Annotated in this window: 13 protein-coding genes; all 13 read left to right on the top strand. The window is 37.9% G+C overall.

The window, feature by feature from the left end:
• Positions 1-50: 50 nt before the first annotated feature.
• A complete protein-coding gene (locus tag BM163_RS05185; RefSeq protein ID WP_170243661.1) occupies positions 51-1,670 on the top strand; it encodes a PucR family transcriptional regulator in 1,620 nt (539 codons plus the stop codon).
• Between the two features lie 277 nt (positions 1,671-1,947).
• Positions 1,948-3,459: a SulP family inorganic anion transporter gene (locus BM163_RS05180; protein ID WP_174787617.1), complete on the top strand. Its 1,512-nt coding sequence runs from the start codon at positions 1,948-1,950 to the stop codon at positions 3,457-3,459.
• Positions 3,460-3,572: 113 nt separating this feature from the next.
• Positions 3,573-4,235 (top strand): cysteine hydrolase family protein, encoded by a 663-nt coding sequence (locus BM163_RS05175; RefSeq protein ID WP_089800930.1) that lies wholly within the window; start codon positions 3,573-3,575, stop codon positions 4,233-4,235.
• 13 nt (positions 4,236-4,248) lie between these two features.
• Positions 4,249-5,775 (top strand): SulP family inorganic anion transporter, encoded by a 1,527-nt coding sequence (locus BM163_RS05170; RefSeq protein WP_089800928.1) that lies wholly within the window; start codon positions 4,249-4,251, stop codon positions 5,773-5,775.
• 32 nt (positions 5,776-5,807) lie between these two features.
• A complete protein-coding gene (locus BM163_RS05165; protein WP_089800926.1) occupies positions 5,808-6,749 on the top strand; it encodes an oxamate carbamoyltransferase subunit AllH family protein in 942 nt (313 codons plus the stop codon).
• A complete protein-coding gene (fdrA, locus tag BM163_RS05160) occupies positions 6,709-8,262 on the top strand; it encodes an acyl-CoA synthetase FdrA (RefSeq protein WP_089800924.1) in 1,554 nt (517 codons plus the stop codon). The genes BM163_RS05165 and fdrA overlap by 41 nt, the downstream gene beginning before the upstream one ends.
• A gap of 1 nt (position 8,263) precedes the next feature.
• Positions 8,264-9,691: a YlbE family protein gene (locus tag BM163_RS05155; protein WP_089800922.1), complete on the top strand. Its 1,428-nt coding sequence runs from the start codon at positions 8,264-8,266 to the stop codon at positions 9,689-9,691.
• On the top strand, positions 9,688-10,647 hold the full coding sequence (gene arcC, locus BM163_RS05150; RefSeq protein WP_089800919.1) for a carbamate kinase: 960 nt from the start codon (positions 9,688-9,690) through the stop codon (positions 10,645-10,647). Before BM163_RS05155 ends, arcC begins: the two co-directional genes overlap by 4 nt.
• Before the next feature lie 150 nt (positions 10,648-10,797).
• Positions 10,798-13,305: a preprotein translocase subunit SecA gene (secA, locus tag BM163_RS05145; RefSeq protein WP_089800918.1), complete on the top strand. Its 2,508-nt coding sequence runs from the start codon at positions 10,798-10,800 to the stop codon at positions 13,303-13,305.
• A 62-nt stretch (positions 13,306-13,367) separates the two neighbouring features.
• Positions 13,368-14,469, top strand: a protein-coding gene (prfB, locus tag BM163_RS05140; RefSeq protein ID WP_143088186.1) for a peptide chain release factor 2 whose coding sequence is annotated in 2 segments (ribosomal slippage) — positions 13,368-13,439 and positions 13,441-14,469 — 1,101 coding nt in all. Because the reading frame shifts where the segments join, the coding sequence is not laid out codon by codon here.
• Between the two features lie 186 nt (positions 14,470-14,655).
• Positions 14,656-15,522: a YitT family protein gene (locus BM163_RS05135; RefSeq protein WP_089800916.1), complete on the top strand. Its 867-nt coding sequence runs from the start codon at positions 14,656-14,658 to the stop codon at positions 15,520-15,522.
• A gap of 295 nt (positions 15,523-15,817) precedes the next feature.
• Complete coding sequence (ftsE, locus tag BM163_RS05130) at positions 15,818-16,504, top strand: cell division ATP-binding protein FtsE (RefSeq protein WP_089800985.1); 687 nt, start codon at positions 15,818-15,820, stop codon at positions 16,502-16,504.
• Complete coding sequence (ftsX, locus tag BM163_RS05125) at positions 16,494-17,387, top strand: permease-like cell division protein FtsX (RefSeq protein WP_089800914.1); 894 nt, start codon at positions 16,494-16,496, stop codon at positions 17,385-17,387. Before ftsE ends, ftsX begins: the two co-directional genes overlap by 11 nt.
• The last annotated feature ends 2 nt before the right edge of the window (positions 17,388-17,389 follow it).

Here is a 17,389-nt window from a genome sequence, read left to right as displayed (position 1 = left end):
GGTCAAATCTAAACAATATTTTTTATTAAATTAGGCAAAGGATGATAATAATGTTATCAATTGAAAGACTGTTAGAAATGCCCCCATTTCAACATGTGACCGTTATTGCTGGGCATGGTGGATTAGGGCACGAGATAAAAAGCGTTAATGTGATGGAAGTACCTGATATTTATCCATATGTTGATGAATTAGGCCTGTTATTTACGACATTGTTTCCTATCTATGATGATGAAGAAGCACTTAGGCAATTTATAAAGCGTTTAAGCGAAAAGAATCTAGCCGGTGTTGCTATTAAGTTAGGACGCTATTTGCCGGAAGTGCCAGACTATATGCTTAAACAAGCAGAGGAGTATCATTTCCCAATTCTTATTTTACCGGCTGATGCGAACCTTTCTACATTGACAAATTATATTTTAACGGAGTTATTAGATAAGAAAACGAGTCTATTGGAATTTAGAGAAAATATCGCTAGTCGATTACACCATTTCTTACTTGAGGGATCTGATATGCCGCATTTTGTCGAGGCTCTTGCTGAATTAGCCGCAGCTCCTATCATTATTTTAGATGCACACTTACAAATAGAAGCGGCTAGTACAGATAAGCAAACGTTAACTATTCATCAAAAAGAGCTATATAATATGGTTAATGACGAGAAACACTCATCCGCTACTGTGATTGAAGTAGCAAATCAGACTTACAAAGAAACGGATATATTGGTCGCTCCTATCATGGCTGGGAATAAACAGTTCGGGTATTTAATTGTGCTAAAAGAGGATGAACAAGCTGGCGGTCACTTAGCAATTATCGTAGAACAAGCGATTATATTATTGGCCTATTTAATGCAGACAAAAGCAGCTATTCAGCAAAAAGAGCGGAATTATCTGGATAGCTTTTTACGCGATATATTAAATGAACGCTATCAATCACAATCAGAAATCATTGAAAAAGCAAAAGTATTTAAATGGCATCTTCATTTTCCAAATGTCATTCTCGTCGTGCATTCGATGGAAAAAGGGTCAGAAGAACGGATTGCCACCTATAGTAAAGTGTTAGAATCAGAAAAAATCGAACAGAGTGTCAGCCATATCTTTACCGTACCTATTTCTAATTGTAAAGTAGCCTATTTTGAAGAGGAACTTGTAGTATTTATTAGCTTAGCTTTTGAAACGCGATTGCACGAAAAGTTACAGTTATGCAGTGCATTAATCATCAAATCCCTTAAAACATTTGGTTTGTTCTCTGTTAGTATTTCAGAACCTATTGAACGTCTAAGTGATATAAAATCAGGATATCACCATGCGAGGCTCGTTCATAGTATTTTTGGTAACCAGTCCACACAATCTTATATTAAGTTTTATCAATCACTAGGATTGTTTAAGCTGTTTCAGCTCATTGATGATGAAGAAAAAATGCATGAATTTATAGATGAGTATATAGGGGATATTATTAAATATGATGAGAAGAAAGATATGGATTTAATGCAAACATTATCGACGCTTATTAAAAATAATGGCAATGTTCAACGGACGTCAGAAGAAATGTTTATTCATTATAACTCGCTAAGGTATCGGATTCAAAAACTTAAAGATTTAGGTGTTGACTTAAATGATGGTGATAAGATGATAGAAGTAGGTGTCGCTTGTCAAATGTATCGCTACTTACACTTGTAATGTCTTTACAATTAAAATGGTTTTGTATTTAGCAGATATAACTAGATGGATAAATCAATGAAATTGATTATAAGGAAACAGCACGCATTCAATCAAAAGAATGGGTGTTGTTTTTTCTTATGTATAAATAATAACATTAGAAGTTAAACTCCGTCAGATAGTGATGAATTAAAACGATTACATTCGTCATTTTCTCACAATGTTTTATCATATACGGCTTGCTATAATCAATGTGTAATCTTACATCACATCAAAATTTATTGAAGGGGGGAAAAACATGCATGAGCTGAAAATAAAGCTGTGGCAACGCTCAGACATTGATGGTTTTTTCGGCTTATTTACTAATAATTTAACCAACCTCTTAGTTATGGCTGGATTATTAATCGGCGTTGGATTTCCTGCATCACTTATTTTTGGATCGATTTTACCGGCTGTAGGTTTATCAATTTTTGCTAGTAGTGCCATCTATAGTGTCATGGCGTATCGTTTAGCGAAAAAAGAACAACGTAATACCGTCACTGCTTTGCCATCAGGTACAAGTGTTCCGCACATGTTTTTAATTGTATTCTTAATCATGGGGCCGGTTTACCGTACAACAAATGATCCTTACATAGCTTGGTTTGCTGGGTTAAGTTGGGGATTCATTGAAGGAGCGATTGAATTGTTTGGCTCGCTCATTGGCCCTAAACTTAAAGAAGTGTTACCAAGAGCTGCCATGCTCGGTTCGCTCGCAGGTGCATCGATTACTTTTATCGCCATGTCACCGGCAATGCAAACATTTGATTTACCATACATTGGTTTAGTATCTTTTGCGATTATCTTACTTGGTTGGTTTGGTAAAGTGAAGTTTCCAAAACATATACCAGTAGGTCTTGTAGCTATTGTGATTGGTACGGCGATTGGTTGGGTAACGGGTGTTATGGATCTTTCAACATTCCTTGAAGCACTTACAAATGTTGAAATAGGTTTACCAACTTTTTCGGCAACCCGTATAATACAAGGTTTTAACGAAGCATCACCTTTTATCATTGCCGCTATTCCACTTGGTATCTATAATATGTTTGAAACAATTGATAACATTGAAAGTGCTGAAGTGGCAGGGGATCGTTATGATACGATGACGACGATGATTGCAGATGGCTCAACAAGTATATTAGCAAGTTTATTTGGTAGTCCGTTTCCTACAGCTGTCTTTATTGGGCACCCTGGTTGGAAAGAAGCAGGAGCTAGAATTGGGTATACTCTAGCGACCGGAATAGCTATATTAATTATTTCATGGCTAGGGCTTATTTCACTTTTACTCACGATTATTCCACTTCAAGCTATTTTACCAATTCTTATTTATATCGGCTTAATCATTGGGGCTCAGGCGTTCCAACAAGTAGAAAGAAAGTATGCGCCGGCAATTATTCTTGCTCTTATTCCTTGGTTAGCTGATTGGGCGAAGAATTTAATAGGTGATACACTTGCAAGTATTGGCACAAGTGCAGCAGAAATCGGTTATCATGTGATTGAAGAAACAGGTTTGAATTACAGTGGTCTTGTCACGCTAGGTAGTGGGGCAATTATTATTGGAATGGTATGGTCAACGATGCTCGTCTTTATCATTGACCGACAGTTTAAAAAGGCAAGCTTTGTAAGCGTTCTATCTGGAATACTTGCCTATTTTGGTGTGATTCACTATGAAACGGTAGGACTACACGTCGGATTCCCGATGTTTCTAAGTTACTTAGCGGTTGCAGCGTTATTGTTATTCGTTGATGTGACATCGAAAAAAGACGTTAGTTAAGTAACGCATCTCTTATGAAGTATTTAGTATTGAGTGCTGTATGCACTTGTAGTAAACAATAATTTTAAAAAATATCAAAATCTATAGTGATTTAATAAATGGAGGGTATTATCATGACAAAACAATTTACAGTAGAAGCAAAACCTTACGAATTTAACTTTGATTTGGACAAAACAGCATTAGTTATTATTGATATGCAACGCGATTTTCTTTACCCAGGTGGTTTCGGTGAGCAACTTGGAAACGATGTCTCAAAAACAAATGTCATCATTCCAACGGTTCAAAAAATGCTAGAAAAAGCACGTGAAAAAGGGATGTTTATTATTCATACGCGTGAAGGACACCGTCCAGACTTATCAGATGTGCCACCAAGTAAACAACGCCGCGGAGGAAACATTGGCCAAGAAGGTCCTATGGGACGTATTCTTGTTCGTGGTGAATATGGTCACGATATTGTCGATGAACTTAAGCCAGTTGATGGAGAAGTCGTCCTAGATAAACCAGGTAAGGGAGCATTTTACCAAACAGATTTAGAAAGTATCTTAAAAAATAAAGGCATTGAATCACTTCTTGTGGCTGGTGTTACAACACATGTATGTGTTCAAACAACCATTCGTGAAGCAAATGACCGTGGATTTGAATGTTTAATGTTAGAAGATGCTTGTGCGGCATTTGATCCTAAAGACCACGAAGATTCGATTCGTATGATTAATCAACAAGGCGGCATCTTCGGATGGACAGCGCCATCAGAAAATATCTTACGTGTATTAGGATAAGGGGGAAGAAAAAATGAATAAACAATTAAAAGGGACACCATGGTTTGTCAAAGGTGATACCAACGGATTTTTCGGATTATTTAGTAACGTACTTACAAACTTCTTAGCAGCGATTGGTTTACTTGCTGCGATCAATATGCCAGGTGATATTCTTTATGGAAAAATCGTACCTGGTACGGCTGTAGCGATTGGTCTTGGAGGAATTATCTTCGCAATACAAGCAAGAAGAAAGTCATTAGAAACGGGTAAAGAAGATATGACGGCTATGCCGTACGGACTTAGTGTCCCGCATTACTTTATTGTAGCATTTGGTGTTATTTTGCCAGTGTATGCAGCAACAAATGACTGGGTTATTGCTTGGTCAACAGGTATCGCTTGGAACTTAGTACAAGGGATAATTATGACTCTAGGTGCTTTTGTTGGGCCGTTCATTCAAAAACACATCCCACGTTCGGCTTTACTCGGTTCACTTGCAGGTATCGCGTTAACGTTTATTGCCATGAACCCGATGGGAGAGATTTTCTCAACTCCTTATATCGGATTATTAACACTTGTAATTGTATTAGGTGGTTGGATTGCGCACAAAAAACTTCCTGGTAATATTCCAGCTGGTTTACTTGCTATTATCATCGGTATGGTACTTGCTTGGGCAACTGGTTACATGGAATTATCTGCAGTTCAAGAAGCAGCAAGTGGTTTTAGCATTGCGTTTCCGTCAATTGCAATTGGTAATTTAATTGAAGGTTTTGCTTACTTATCACCATTCTTAGCTGCGGCAATTCCACTCGCTATTTATGACTTTTTAGAGAGTTTAGATAATATTGAAAGTGCTGAGGTTGAGGGTGATAAATATCCTACAACACTATCATTACTTGTACCAGGTCTATTATCTATTTTAGGTTCATTCTTAGGAAGTCCTTATCCAACTATTATTTATATTGGACACCCAGGTTGGAAAAAAGCTGGCGCACGTGTTGGTTATTCATTAGCAACTGGTATTGGTATTATTTTAATCGCATTTATCGGATTGATGCCACTTGTAATGTCAATTATTCCACTTGTCGCATTATTACCTATTTTAGTTTATATCGCGATGACTATCGGTACACAAGCATTTACGACAGCCGATCCAAAACACGTACCAGCCATGATTTTAGGTCTAATGCCATTTATTGCAAGTTACGTTATATTACAAGTTAATAATACGTTAACAGCTGCTGGACTAAGCGCTGGCGAGGTTGGTTTTGATGTACTAAGAGATAACGGTGTTTATTATGAAGGTTGGTCAACTCTCGGTGCTTCAGATATTTTAGTATCGATGATGTTAATCACGATTGTTATTTTCTTAATTGAGAAGAAATTTAAAGTGGCTGCTATGTATAGTCTAATTACAGCTGGATTAGCATTCTTTGGTTTCATTCATGCAGGAGAGTTTGGATTTGGTACTGGTAGTGAAGCGGCTCTTGGTTATGTTGCTATGGCTGCAGGGTTAATGTTCTTTAATTACTACAAACATCCATCAGAAAGAAATAAAGCATAAATCGTTAGATATCTAAGAGAGAAGGGGTTTAAGTGAGACTTACAGTCAACCAAATTGATTGGGGATTGAAACGATATCTACTCGGATGTAATATTGGTCAAGTTATTGGTGAGGTAGATGCCGTTTATCAGCAAGTCATCAATATAAAGCTTAAACAGGCAGATCGTTTAGTTACGCTAGCAAAATCACATGTTGTACAGGCACCAGATATGATAAAAATTAAAGAGGATGATGTGTTTAACGTGCTCGTTAAACACATCAACCCGAGTAAAGAGGTTTATTTAATAGGGTATAATACGTTGATGATTGAAGATTATGTTATTGATTTTCATCATGCAAATCTCTGGAGTGGACGCTTTGTGAGCTATCCTGAAAGTCCACATGTAACACAACAAGTCATCAAACGCTTGAAGAAATTTGTTAAGGCACATGGAGATGATCGTGGTATTTTAGGTAGTTACCTGCAATTAGCTGGTAAAACAACAAATGAAAAACCTTTATCACTTCATCAAGAAGCGCTTTATGAACGATTGGAGCTATTTAATCAGTGGCCGAAACTAGAAATAATCAAGCAATTTATTGGTCTTGGTATTGGTCTTACACCTTCAGGGGATGATTTTTTATTAGGGTTATTTAGTGTATTTAACTACTATCATACGTCTGAATGGCGCTTGATATTAGAGTATAAAGATGATTTTTTAACATATACAAAAGAGCGCACGACATCCGTAAGTTATCACATGTTGAAACAAATGATTTATGGTCAGACGAATGATGCTCTTAAAGCCTTAATTGAAGCTGAAAATAATGTGGATGTGAAACATATAGAACGCGTATTACAAATCGGTTCGACCTCAGGCACAGATATGCTAGTCGGTGTGTTAGTCGGACTTGAACATATCTATAGGAAATATATTCAAGGGGGAATTAGTGATGATATCGAAAGTGATGATCGAGAAGAATGCCTATCATGATTCAGTGACACTAATGTCGTTATCTGGAAAAGTATTAGGTGTTGAAGGTGTAGAAGAAGCGGTTGTTTCTATGGCTACAGGAATGAATAAAGAATTATTAGATAACATTCATTTATTAACTGATGAAGCAAAAGAAGCAACAGAAAATGATTTAATTATTGCAGTGAAAGCAGTAAGTGAAGAAGTACTTGAAGAAACACTTCAATTTATAGATGATGCATTGAATAAGAAGAAGAGCAGTAAGAAATCCGGACAAGAACAGACAGCAGAAACGTTAAATAAGGCGCTTGATTATTTACCTGATGCTAACATGGCTATTATTTCAGTTCCGGGTGAGTATGCTGCACGTGAAGCGCGTCTTGCTTTAAATAAGGGCTTACACGTTATGATGTTTAGTGATAACGTGACGATTGAAGATGAAAGAAAACTTAAAGAGCTTGGTCGAGAAAAAGGCTTACTTGTAATGGGACCAGATTGTGGTACGGCGATGATTAATCAAACAGGTTTATGTTTTGCGAATAATGTGAAACAAGGAGAAATCGGACTTGTAGCAGCTTCTGGAACAGGTCTACAAGAAGTAGCTGTGCAAATTGATCGCTTAGGTTATGGGGTTAGTCAAGCAATTGGTACGGGTGGTCGTGATTTACACAAAGATATTGGAGGCATCATGATGCTTGAAGGACTTCGTGCGTTAGATGCTGATGAACAAACAAAGGTCATTGCCCTTATTTCTAAACCGCCAGCCAAGGAAGTACAAGACAAAATTCTAGAAGAAGTGTCGAAAATCAACAAACCTGTAGTAGTTGGCTTTTTAGATGGTGATCAAGTAGCTGTTGAGCAATCAGGTGCTGTATTTGCTCCAACCCTTATTGAAACGGCAAGACAAGCGGTTAAGGCACTTGATTCAAGCGTTACTCTCGATAAAGAGATAAGTGAGACGTTGGTTAACTATGCGCAAAATGAACAAGCATCACTTCAAGACAAACAACAGTATATTCGCGGTCTCTTCTGCGGTGGAACTTTAACTTCTGAAGCATTGTCTATTTTACGTTCTGAAGGCTTAGCAGTTAAGAGTAATGTTGCTAAAAAAGCAGAAGAAAAACTTGATAATATTCATGAAAGTGTTGGTCATACGTTACTTGATATGGGTGATGATGATTTCACTAAAGGTAAACCACACCCAATGATTGAACCATCATTAAGAAATGATCGCATTCGAGAAGAATTATTAAATGAAGAGACAGCTGTCTTACTTTTAGATTTTGAATTAGGCTACGGTTCACATGAAGACCCAGTAGGCGAATCGATTGCTACTCTAAGTGAAACACTATCAGAATTAAAAAATCAAGGACGTCATGTATCAGTTATAGCTTATATGTGTGCGACGAAACAAGATAAGCAAGGGTATCAAAATCAAGTCGATCGTCTAAGTGCATTAGGCATTTATGTGGCAGCTTCGAATGAAGAAGCTAGTAAATTAGCAGCCATGATTACATCAAAGGAGGTCAAATAATATGAGTCAAATTAACACATTATTCTCACAACCATTAAAGGTTATCAATATTGGGACATCAACCTTTAAAAAAGATTTAGATTTACAACAAACAGAAGCTGTACAATATGATTGGCGACCTCCTGCAGGAGGTAACCTTGAATTGATTGAGGCTCTTGATCGATTTATGGAAGACCCGAAAGTACAAGCCGCAAATGAAGAAGCAATTAAACGTATTAAAGATGCGCATCCATTCCTGATTGATATTGACCATGCTAAAAACGTGATTCCAGGCATGCATGAGAAGAAAATCCTTCACTCTGGGCCTCCTATTGCTTGGGAGAACATGTGTGGGCCAGTAAAAGGGGCGATCATCGGCGCTGTAATGTATGAAGGTTTAGCAGAAGATGAAGCGGCAGCCATTCAATTAATCGAAAAGGGTGAGATTGAATTTGGTCCAGCTAATGAGCATCAAGCAGTTGGTCCAATGGCAGGTATTATCTCGCCATCAATGCCTGTACATGTGATCGAAAACCGTACCCACGGCAACCGTGCATACTGTACCGTTAATGAAGGATTGGGTAAAGTACTTCGCTTCGGTGCAAACTCAAAAGAAGTACTTGATCGTTTGAAATGGATAGAAACTGTTTTCGCGCCAGCTTTGAGGAAAGCTCTAGCAATAACAGATGGCATTGATTTAAAATCAATCACGTCTCAAGCTTTGCATATGGGAGATGAATGTCATAACCGTAACAAAGCAGCAACAAGTCTTTTCTACCGTGAAATCATTGACTATTTCTTACAGACAGATTTGACAGCAGATGAGTTACGAGAAGTTGTTGGCTTTATTAAAAATAATGAGCACTACTTCTTAAATCTATCAATGCCAGCAAGTAAATCAGCATTAGACGCTGCACACGGCATTCCACATTCAACTGTTGTTACAACGATGGCAAGAAACGGTGTTGAATTTGGTATTCGTGTGAGTGGATTAGGTGAAAAAGAATGGTTCACTGCACCTGCAAACTTTGTCAAAGGGCTATTCTTCCCGGGTTATACCGAAGATGATGCAGCACCAGACCTAGGTGATAGTACGATTACTGAAACAATGGGTATCGGTGGATTTGCAATGGGTGGCTCACCAGCTATCGTGCAATTTGTTGGTGGCGATGTAGAAGATGCTATTGCTTATAGTGAACAAATGTATGAAATTACTGTCGGTGAAAATACAAACTATTCAATTCCAACACTCAACTTTAGAGGTGGCGCTTTCGGTATTGATATTAGAAAAGTCATCGAAACAAATATCTTACCAGTTATTAATACAGGCATGGCTCACAAAGAAGCGGGTGTCGGTCAAGTAGGTGCAGGTATTGTTCACCCACCTAAAGCTTGTTTTGATCAAGCGATGATTCGTTTTAAAGAACTATATGAGGAGGAAACATCATGAGTAAAATATTAATTGCCCTTGGAGGTAACGCTCTAGGAGAAAACTCTGAAGAACAAAGACAATTAACAAAGCAAGCTGCAAAACCGATTGTAGATATGATTGAACAAGGTCATGATGTCATTCTTTCACACGGTAACGGCCCACAAGTAGGCGCGATTCATTTAGCTTTTAGTAAGTATGCAGAAGAAAAAGGCTTAGATAAGCAAATGCCATTTGCTGAGTCAGGCGCAATGAGTCAAGGATATATCGGTTACCATCTTCAGAATGCTTTACGTGAGGAACTCGAAACACGTGGCTTAAATCGTTCAGTGGCTTCAATTGTTAGTCAAGTATTAGTGGATAAAAATGATCCAGCCTTTGAGTTTCCAACAAAGCCTATTGGACCGTTCTATACAAAAGAAGAATCAGAGCGTCTTATGAAAGAGACAGGCGACATTTATATTGAAGATTCTGGTCGTGGTTACAGAAAGGTTATTCCTTCTCCTGTACCAGTTGATATTGTTGAAAAGGACATTATGAAAGATTTGATTGAAAAAGGGCATATTGTTATTGGCGCTGGTGGCGGTGGTATTCCGGTAGTCAAAGAAGGAAAACATAAACTTGTCGGTGTTGAAGCGGTTATTGATAAAGACCTTGCGAGTGAGTGTTTAGCAGAAGTTTTAGATGTCGACTTCTTCTTCATTTTAACTGGTGTCGATCAAGTGGCGATTAACTTTGGTAAACCTGATCAAAAAGCACTTGATTCAATGTCTGTAAAAGAAGCGAAGGAATATATATTAGAAGGTCAATTCCCTAAAGGAAGTATGCTACCTAAAGTGGAAGCAGCAATTAAATTTGTGGAATCAAAGAAAGAACGCAAAGCGATTATCTCGTCATTAGAGAGAGCGAAAGATGCGGTAGAAGGAAAAACAGGGACAGTTATTTATAAAGATCGAGAAAGTATGTTAATGAATTAAATAAAAAACACGGCGATTCTATCAAGATTCGTCGTGTTTTGTTGTTTCTTTGTTAGGGATGTTTCTTGTCATTAAAAACGTCAAGTGTTATTATAAAATGTAGACGTTTACGAATTAAGGCGTCAGTATCTATTAGAGGAGCGTAATTTTATGCGTGGAATACTAAAAAAGATTTTTGATGGTAATCAGCGACAATTAAATCAACTGGAGCCGACAGTTGAACAAATTGAAGCATTAGAAAAAGAGTATGAATTATTGTCTGATACAGAGATAAAAAATAAAACAGCAACATTCAAAACGCGTGTCACTGATGGAGAGTCTCTTGATGATCTTATGGTGGAAGCTTATGCTCTAGTCAGAGAAGCATCTAAGCGCGTCTTAAACATGCGTCCCTTCCCTGTTCAATTAATGGGTGCTATTGTTTTACATGGCGGAAATATTGCTGAAATGAAAACTGGTGAAGGTAAAACATTGGCCTCAACTTTACCTGCTTACTTAAATGCTTTGTCGGGTGATGGTGTTCATATTATCACAGTGAATGAGTATTTAGCTGACCGTGATGCGAAAGAAATGGGAAAATTATATGAATTCCTTGGTTTAACAGTTGGATTAAATGTCAGTGGTATGTCAAAAGAAGAAAAACGTAAAGCATATGAAGCCGATATTACTTATGGAACTAATAATGAGTTCGGTTTTGATTACTTGCGAGATAATATGGTGTTATATAAAGAACAAATGGTCCAGCGCCCGCTCAATTTTGCGATTATTGATGAGGTGGACTCTATCTTAATTGATGAGGCAAGAACACCTCTGATTATCTCAGGTAGTGCGAGAAAGTCAGCCTCACTTTATCAACAAGCGAACAGCTTTGTTAGAGGACTAAGAAAAGAACAAGACTTTAGTTATGATGAAAAAACGAAAGGTGTCCAGCTGACAGAAGAAGGCATTACAAAGGCTGAAGCTTTCTTTAACATCGATAACTTATTTGATTTGAAACATGTGACCCTAACACATCACATCAATCAGGCATTAAAGGCACATGCATCTATGCACCGTGACATGGACTATGTGATTGAAGAAGGCCAAGTAGTTATTGTCGATCAATTTACCGGTCGATTAATGAAAGGGCGTCGCTATAGTGATGGTCTTCACCAAGCAATTGAGGCAAAAGAAGGTTTACAGATTCAAAATGAATCGATGACACTTGCCTCTATTACCTTCCAAAACTTCTTTAGAATGTATAATAAACTTTCAGGGATGACAGGAACAGCTAAAACAGAAGAAGAAGAATTTCGTAATATATACAATATGGATGTTGTTGCTATCCCGACAAATAAGCCGATTGTTCGTGATGATCGCCCAGATTTAATTTTTAAAACAATCGATGGAAAGTTTAAGGCGGTTATTGAAGACATTAAAGAACGTTATGATCTCGGTCAACCTGTTCTCGTCGGTACTGTAGCTGTTGAAACATCAGAAGTGATTTCAACGTTATTGAAAAAGCGCGGTGTCCCTCATAACGTTTTAAACGCAAAGAATCATTACCGGGAAGCTGAGATTATTGAGAATGCTGGCCAGAGAAAAGCGATAACTATTGCAACGAACATGGCGGGTCGTGGAACAGATATTAAACTTGGTGAAGGTGTAAAAGAACTCGGTGGTTTGGCTGTAATTGGAACAGAGCGCCATGAATCTCGCCGTATTGATAATCAGCTTCGCGGACGTTCTGGCCGTCAGGGAGATCCAGGTGTGACACAGTTCTATCTCTCAATGGAAGATGACTTGATGCGTCGCTTTGGCTCAGATAATATGAAGGCGGTTATGGATCGCTTTAAGATGGATGATAGTCAACCGATTGAAAGTAAAATGGTTTCAAAAGCTGTAGAGTCTGCTCAAAAACGCGTGGAAGGCAATAACTTTGATGCCCGTAAAAATGTGCTTAGTTATGACGACGTCCTTCGGGAGCAACGTGAAATTATCTATCAACAGCGTTATGACGTTATCGATTCAGATAACTTAAAAGATATCGTTATAAACATGATTGAAACAATTGTAGAAAATCAAGTCGAGCTTCATACGCAAGAGGAAGATACAGATAAGTGGGAGCTTAACGGTTTAACAGAGTATGTTCATGCCAATCTCGTTGAATCAGACTATCTCACACACAGTGATTTTACTGGTAAATCTAAGGACGAGATTATCTCTTTGATTATGACAAAAGTGAAAGAAAAATACGATGTAAAAGAAAAAGATATGGGCGAAGAGCGCATGCGTGAATTTGAAAAAGTTATTCTTTTACGTGTAGTTGATACGAAGTGGATGGATCATATTGATCAAATGGATCAACTTCGTCAAGGGATTCACTTGCGTGCCTATGCACAGAACGATCCTCTTAACGAATACCGCATGGAAGGATTCAATATGTTTGAAGCAATGGTTCAATCGATTAATGAAGATGTCTCACGTTACGTAATGAAAGCACAAGTGCGTGAGAACTTGCAACGTCAAGAAGTAGCAAAAAATGCCACAGCTGTTTCTGGTGATGATGGCAAAAAAGAAAAGAAAAAACAACCATTTGTTAAATCAGATAATATTGGTCGTAATGATCCATGTCCATGTGGAAGTGGGAAGAAATATAAACATTGCCATGGTAAATAAAGAAATGGACATCCTTTTTAGGGTGTCCATTCAACTGTAAAGAATAGATGAGGTGAATAGTTATGGAACTAGTAGAGATTAAACAAGAATTAGAGAAGATGACTAACCGCTTAGCGGACTTTAGGGGGTCTCTTTGACTTAGATGAGAAGAGAACAAAAATTGCTGAGTTAGAACATGAAATGACAGCACCCGACTTTTGGGATAATCAACAGATTGCACAAAAAGTAATTGATGAAGTCAACGGTTTAAAAGATGTTGTCAATCGCTTTGATGATCATACAGAGACACTTGAAAACTTAGAAGTAAGTTATGAATTAGTGAAAGAAGAAGCAGATGAAGATTTACAATCTGAATTAGAAGTGGAATTAACTCAGCTTCAAGAAGATTTAAATGCTTTTGAATTGCTCATGTTGTTAAGTGAGCCATATGATAAAAATAATGCCATATTAGAATTGCATCCCGGCGCAGGCGGAACAGAGTCGCAGGACTGGGGAAGTATGTTGCTTCGGATGTATACACGCTGGGCGGAGAAGAAAGGTTTCAAAGTGGAAACGATGGATTATTTGCCAGGTGATGAGGCTGGAATTAAAAGTGTCACATTACTCATAAAAGGTCATAATGCTTATGGTTATTTAAAAGCAGAAAAAGGTGTTCATCGCTTAGTAAGAATTTCACCGTTTGACTCACAAAACAGACGCCATACATCTTTTGTATCTTGCGATGTGATGCCAGAGCTTTCAGATGATGTTGATATTGATATTAGAACAGAAGATTTAAAAGTTGATACTTACCGGGCATCAGGTGCAGGTGGACAGCACGTCAATACGACGGATTCTGCCGTTCGCATTACACACATTCCAACGAACACGATTGTGACTTGTCAATCAGAACGGTCGCAAATTAAAAACCGTGACCAAGCGATGAAAATGTTGAAAGCTAAACTATATCAATTAGAAATTGAGAAGCAACAAGCAGAGGTCGATGCTTTGCGTGGTGAACAAAAAGAAATTGGCTGGGGAAGCCAAATTCGTTCATATATCTTCCAACCGTATACAATGATTAAAGACCACCGAACGAACATAGAAGTTGGTAATGTCCAAGGTGTAATGGACGGGGATATTGACCCGTTTATTGATGGCTATTTACGTCAACAGATGCGTTAATGTTAAATGATGAAGCATGCGACAATAATGGAGCGAGTGTTCCATAGTGTGGCGTGTTTTTTCTTATGTCTTGTTACTTTACTTTGCTAGTGAAAGCGTGCAGTAACAAAGAAAAGGCAGTTGTTTCCTTTCTCATAATCTGATATACTCCTTTAAGTTGTGAGAAATTAGAAGAGGTGAAGAGTAGTGATACAAAAATATAGACGTGAGCCCGTTCCAAGACCCATTGTTTTAACATTTGAATATAGTCTTGTTTTACTCGGTTCATTTATGATTGCGATTGGTTTTAATTTATTCTTGCTACCAAATGAAGTGGCTTCTGGAGGAGTCGCGGGGATTAGTACGATACTTAATAGTGTCTTCGGTCTTAATCCAGCTATCGTCCAATGGGCGATAAATATGCCGTTGTTTGTATTAGGTATTTTTATATTAGGAAAGAATTTCGGTTTAAAAACATTTGTTGGTACGATTGCAGTACCGTTATTTGTTGAATTAAGTAGCACTTGGCCACCAGCAACACCTGATCCGCTACTAGGTGCTATTTTCGGTGGAATGGCTTGTGGGGTTGGTATTGGTATTGTATTTCGTGGGAAAGGCTCAACGGGTGGTATTGACTTGGCTGCACAAATTTTGCATAAATATGTGCCACTTCCTTTTGGAGTGTGCATAGCTTTATTTGACGGTATCATCGTTTTAGCTGCGACGCTTGTCTTTTCTGTTGAACAAGGTTTATATGCGCTTATCGGGTTATTCGTTACTAGTCGAACGATTGATTTAGTTCAAGTGGGTTTAAGTAGTTCGAAAAACTTGATGATTATTACTGACCATGTTGAACCAGTGCGACAAGCATTGTTAAATCAAGTTGATCGAGGTGTGACGGTGTGGCAAGCAGAAGGCGGCTACACGAAAGAAGAGCGCCGCATGATTATGTGTGTCGTTAACCAAAATGAATTTAGTCGCACGTCTCAAATTATTAAGCTTATTGATCCTAAAGCATTTATTGTTGTGATGAATGCAAGTGAAGTAATAGGTGAGGGATTTAGTAAGCATTAAATATCTTAAAGATGATACCTCTTATGGCTAGATAATATAGCTGAGTAAGAGGTGTTTTTTTTAAAAAAAACTTACTAGTGGGTGATGAAACAGGAAAATAAAAGGTTGTGCGCATGGTATTATTGACATGCGGAAATATATTGAAGGAAATGAAATCAAATTGTAACATTATAAAGGTAAAAAAAAGCCGAATGAAATGTTATAATGGTAAGGCATGAGCAAGGATGTTAAAAAAACGCGCATTTTTGATGTACCCTTGCTTAAAACAAACTTAGATAAAGGTGATTGGATAACTATGATAAAAATGAAAGATGTTAAGAAGACATATCCAAATGGTGTACAAGCCTTAAATGGCATAACGATAGATATTGACCTCGGCGAGTTTGTCTATTTAGTCGGACAAAGTGGTGCTGGGAAATCGACCTTTATTAAAATCATCTTTGGAGATGAAAAAGCATCAGCCGGTGATGTAAAGGTTGCTGGACATGATTTAGTTAATATGAAGAGAAAAGAAATCCCCATGTTACGCCGAGATATTGGCGTGGTATTTCAAGATTTTAAATTGCTACCGACTATGACAGTCTATGAGAATGTCGCTTTTGCTTTAGAAGTAGTAGAAGAGACACCGAAAAACATCCGTAAGCGTGTTATGGAAGTACTAGACCAAGTAGGTCTAAAAAATAAAGCGCGCTTCATTCCTGATGAACTCTCAGGCGGAGAACAACAACGGGTCGCTATTGCCAGAGCTATTGCCAACTATCCAAAGTTATTGATTGCCGATGAGCCAACAGGGAATTTAGATCCTGATACGTCATGGGAAATCATGAAAATATTAGAAGAGATTAATGCAGCTGGGACAACGATTATTATGGCGACCCACAGTAAAGAAATTGTGAATACGATTAAAAGACGTGTTATCGCCATTGATGGCGGTATTATTGTACGTGACCAGCATCGAGGTGATTACGGCTATGAGAGCTAGAACGTTTAAACGACATATTAGAGAAGGATTTAAAAATACTTGGCGCAACAGTTGGATGACACTTGCCTCTATTGGGGCTGTGACAACAACCCTCATACTAGTGGGTGCTTTTCTTGTGTTGCTTTTAAATATTAACCATATTGCAGAGAACCTTGAAGAAGATGTTGAAATAAAAGTATTAGTTGACTTAACCGCTAACGAGGAAGAAACGATCGCTGTCGGTGAAGCCATTGAACGACTGGATAATATCCAAAGCGTGACGTTTTCAACGAAAGAAGAAGAACTCGAAAGATTGATGTCGGGCTTAGGTGATGAGGGAGATGTTTTTGGTTTAATTGATCAAGAAAACCCACTAAATGATGCCTATGTTGTTAAGTTAGTTGACCCAACTGAAACGGTCAATGTCGCAGAAGAAATTGCCACATTTGATCATGTAGAAGATGTTAATTTTGGTGAGGATTTTGTGCAGAATTTGTTTGATTTTAATGCCTATGCACGAAATATCGGGTTGGTGTTAATTGTTGCCCTTGTCTTTACAGCCATATTCTTAATTTCAAATACGATTAAAATTACTATTTTCGCAAGACGTAAAGAAATTGAGATTATGCAACTTGTTGGTGCGACCAAATGGTTTATTCGTTGGCCATTCTTTGTAGAAGGACTTTTACTCGGTTTCCTCGGAAGTCTTGTACCAATTGGGTTTATCGTTGGTGGTTATTATTATCTTGAACAAAATATTGTAGCAGTTAATCAATTTGACTTTGTTACATTAATTCCGTTTGCGCCATTTGTGTGGCAAGTGTCTGGTATTGTTGTTATGATCGGTGTTGTCATCGGTGTTTGGGGTAGTGTAATGAGTGTACGTAAATTCTTAAAGATTTAAAT

The organism is Halolactibacillus alkaliphilus (assembly GCF_900115465.1).
Lineage (GTDB): Bacteria > Bacillota > Bacilli > Bacillales > Amphibacillaceae > Halolactibacillus > Halolactibacillus alkaliphilus.
This window is presented reverse-complemented; position numbering and strand designations above follow the sequence as displayed.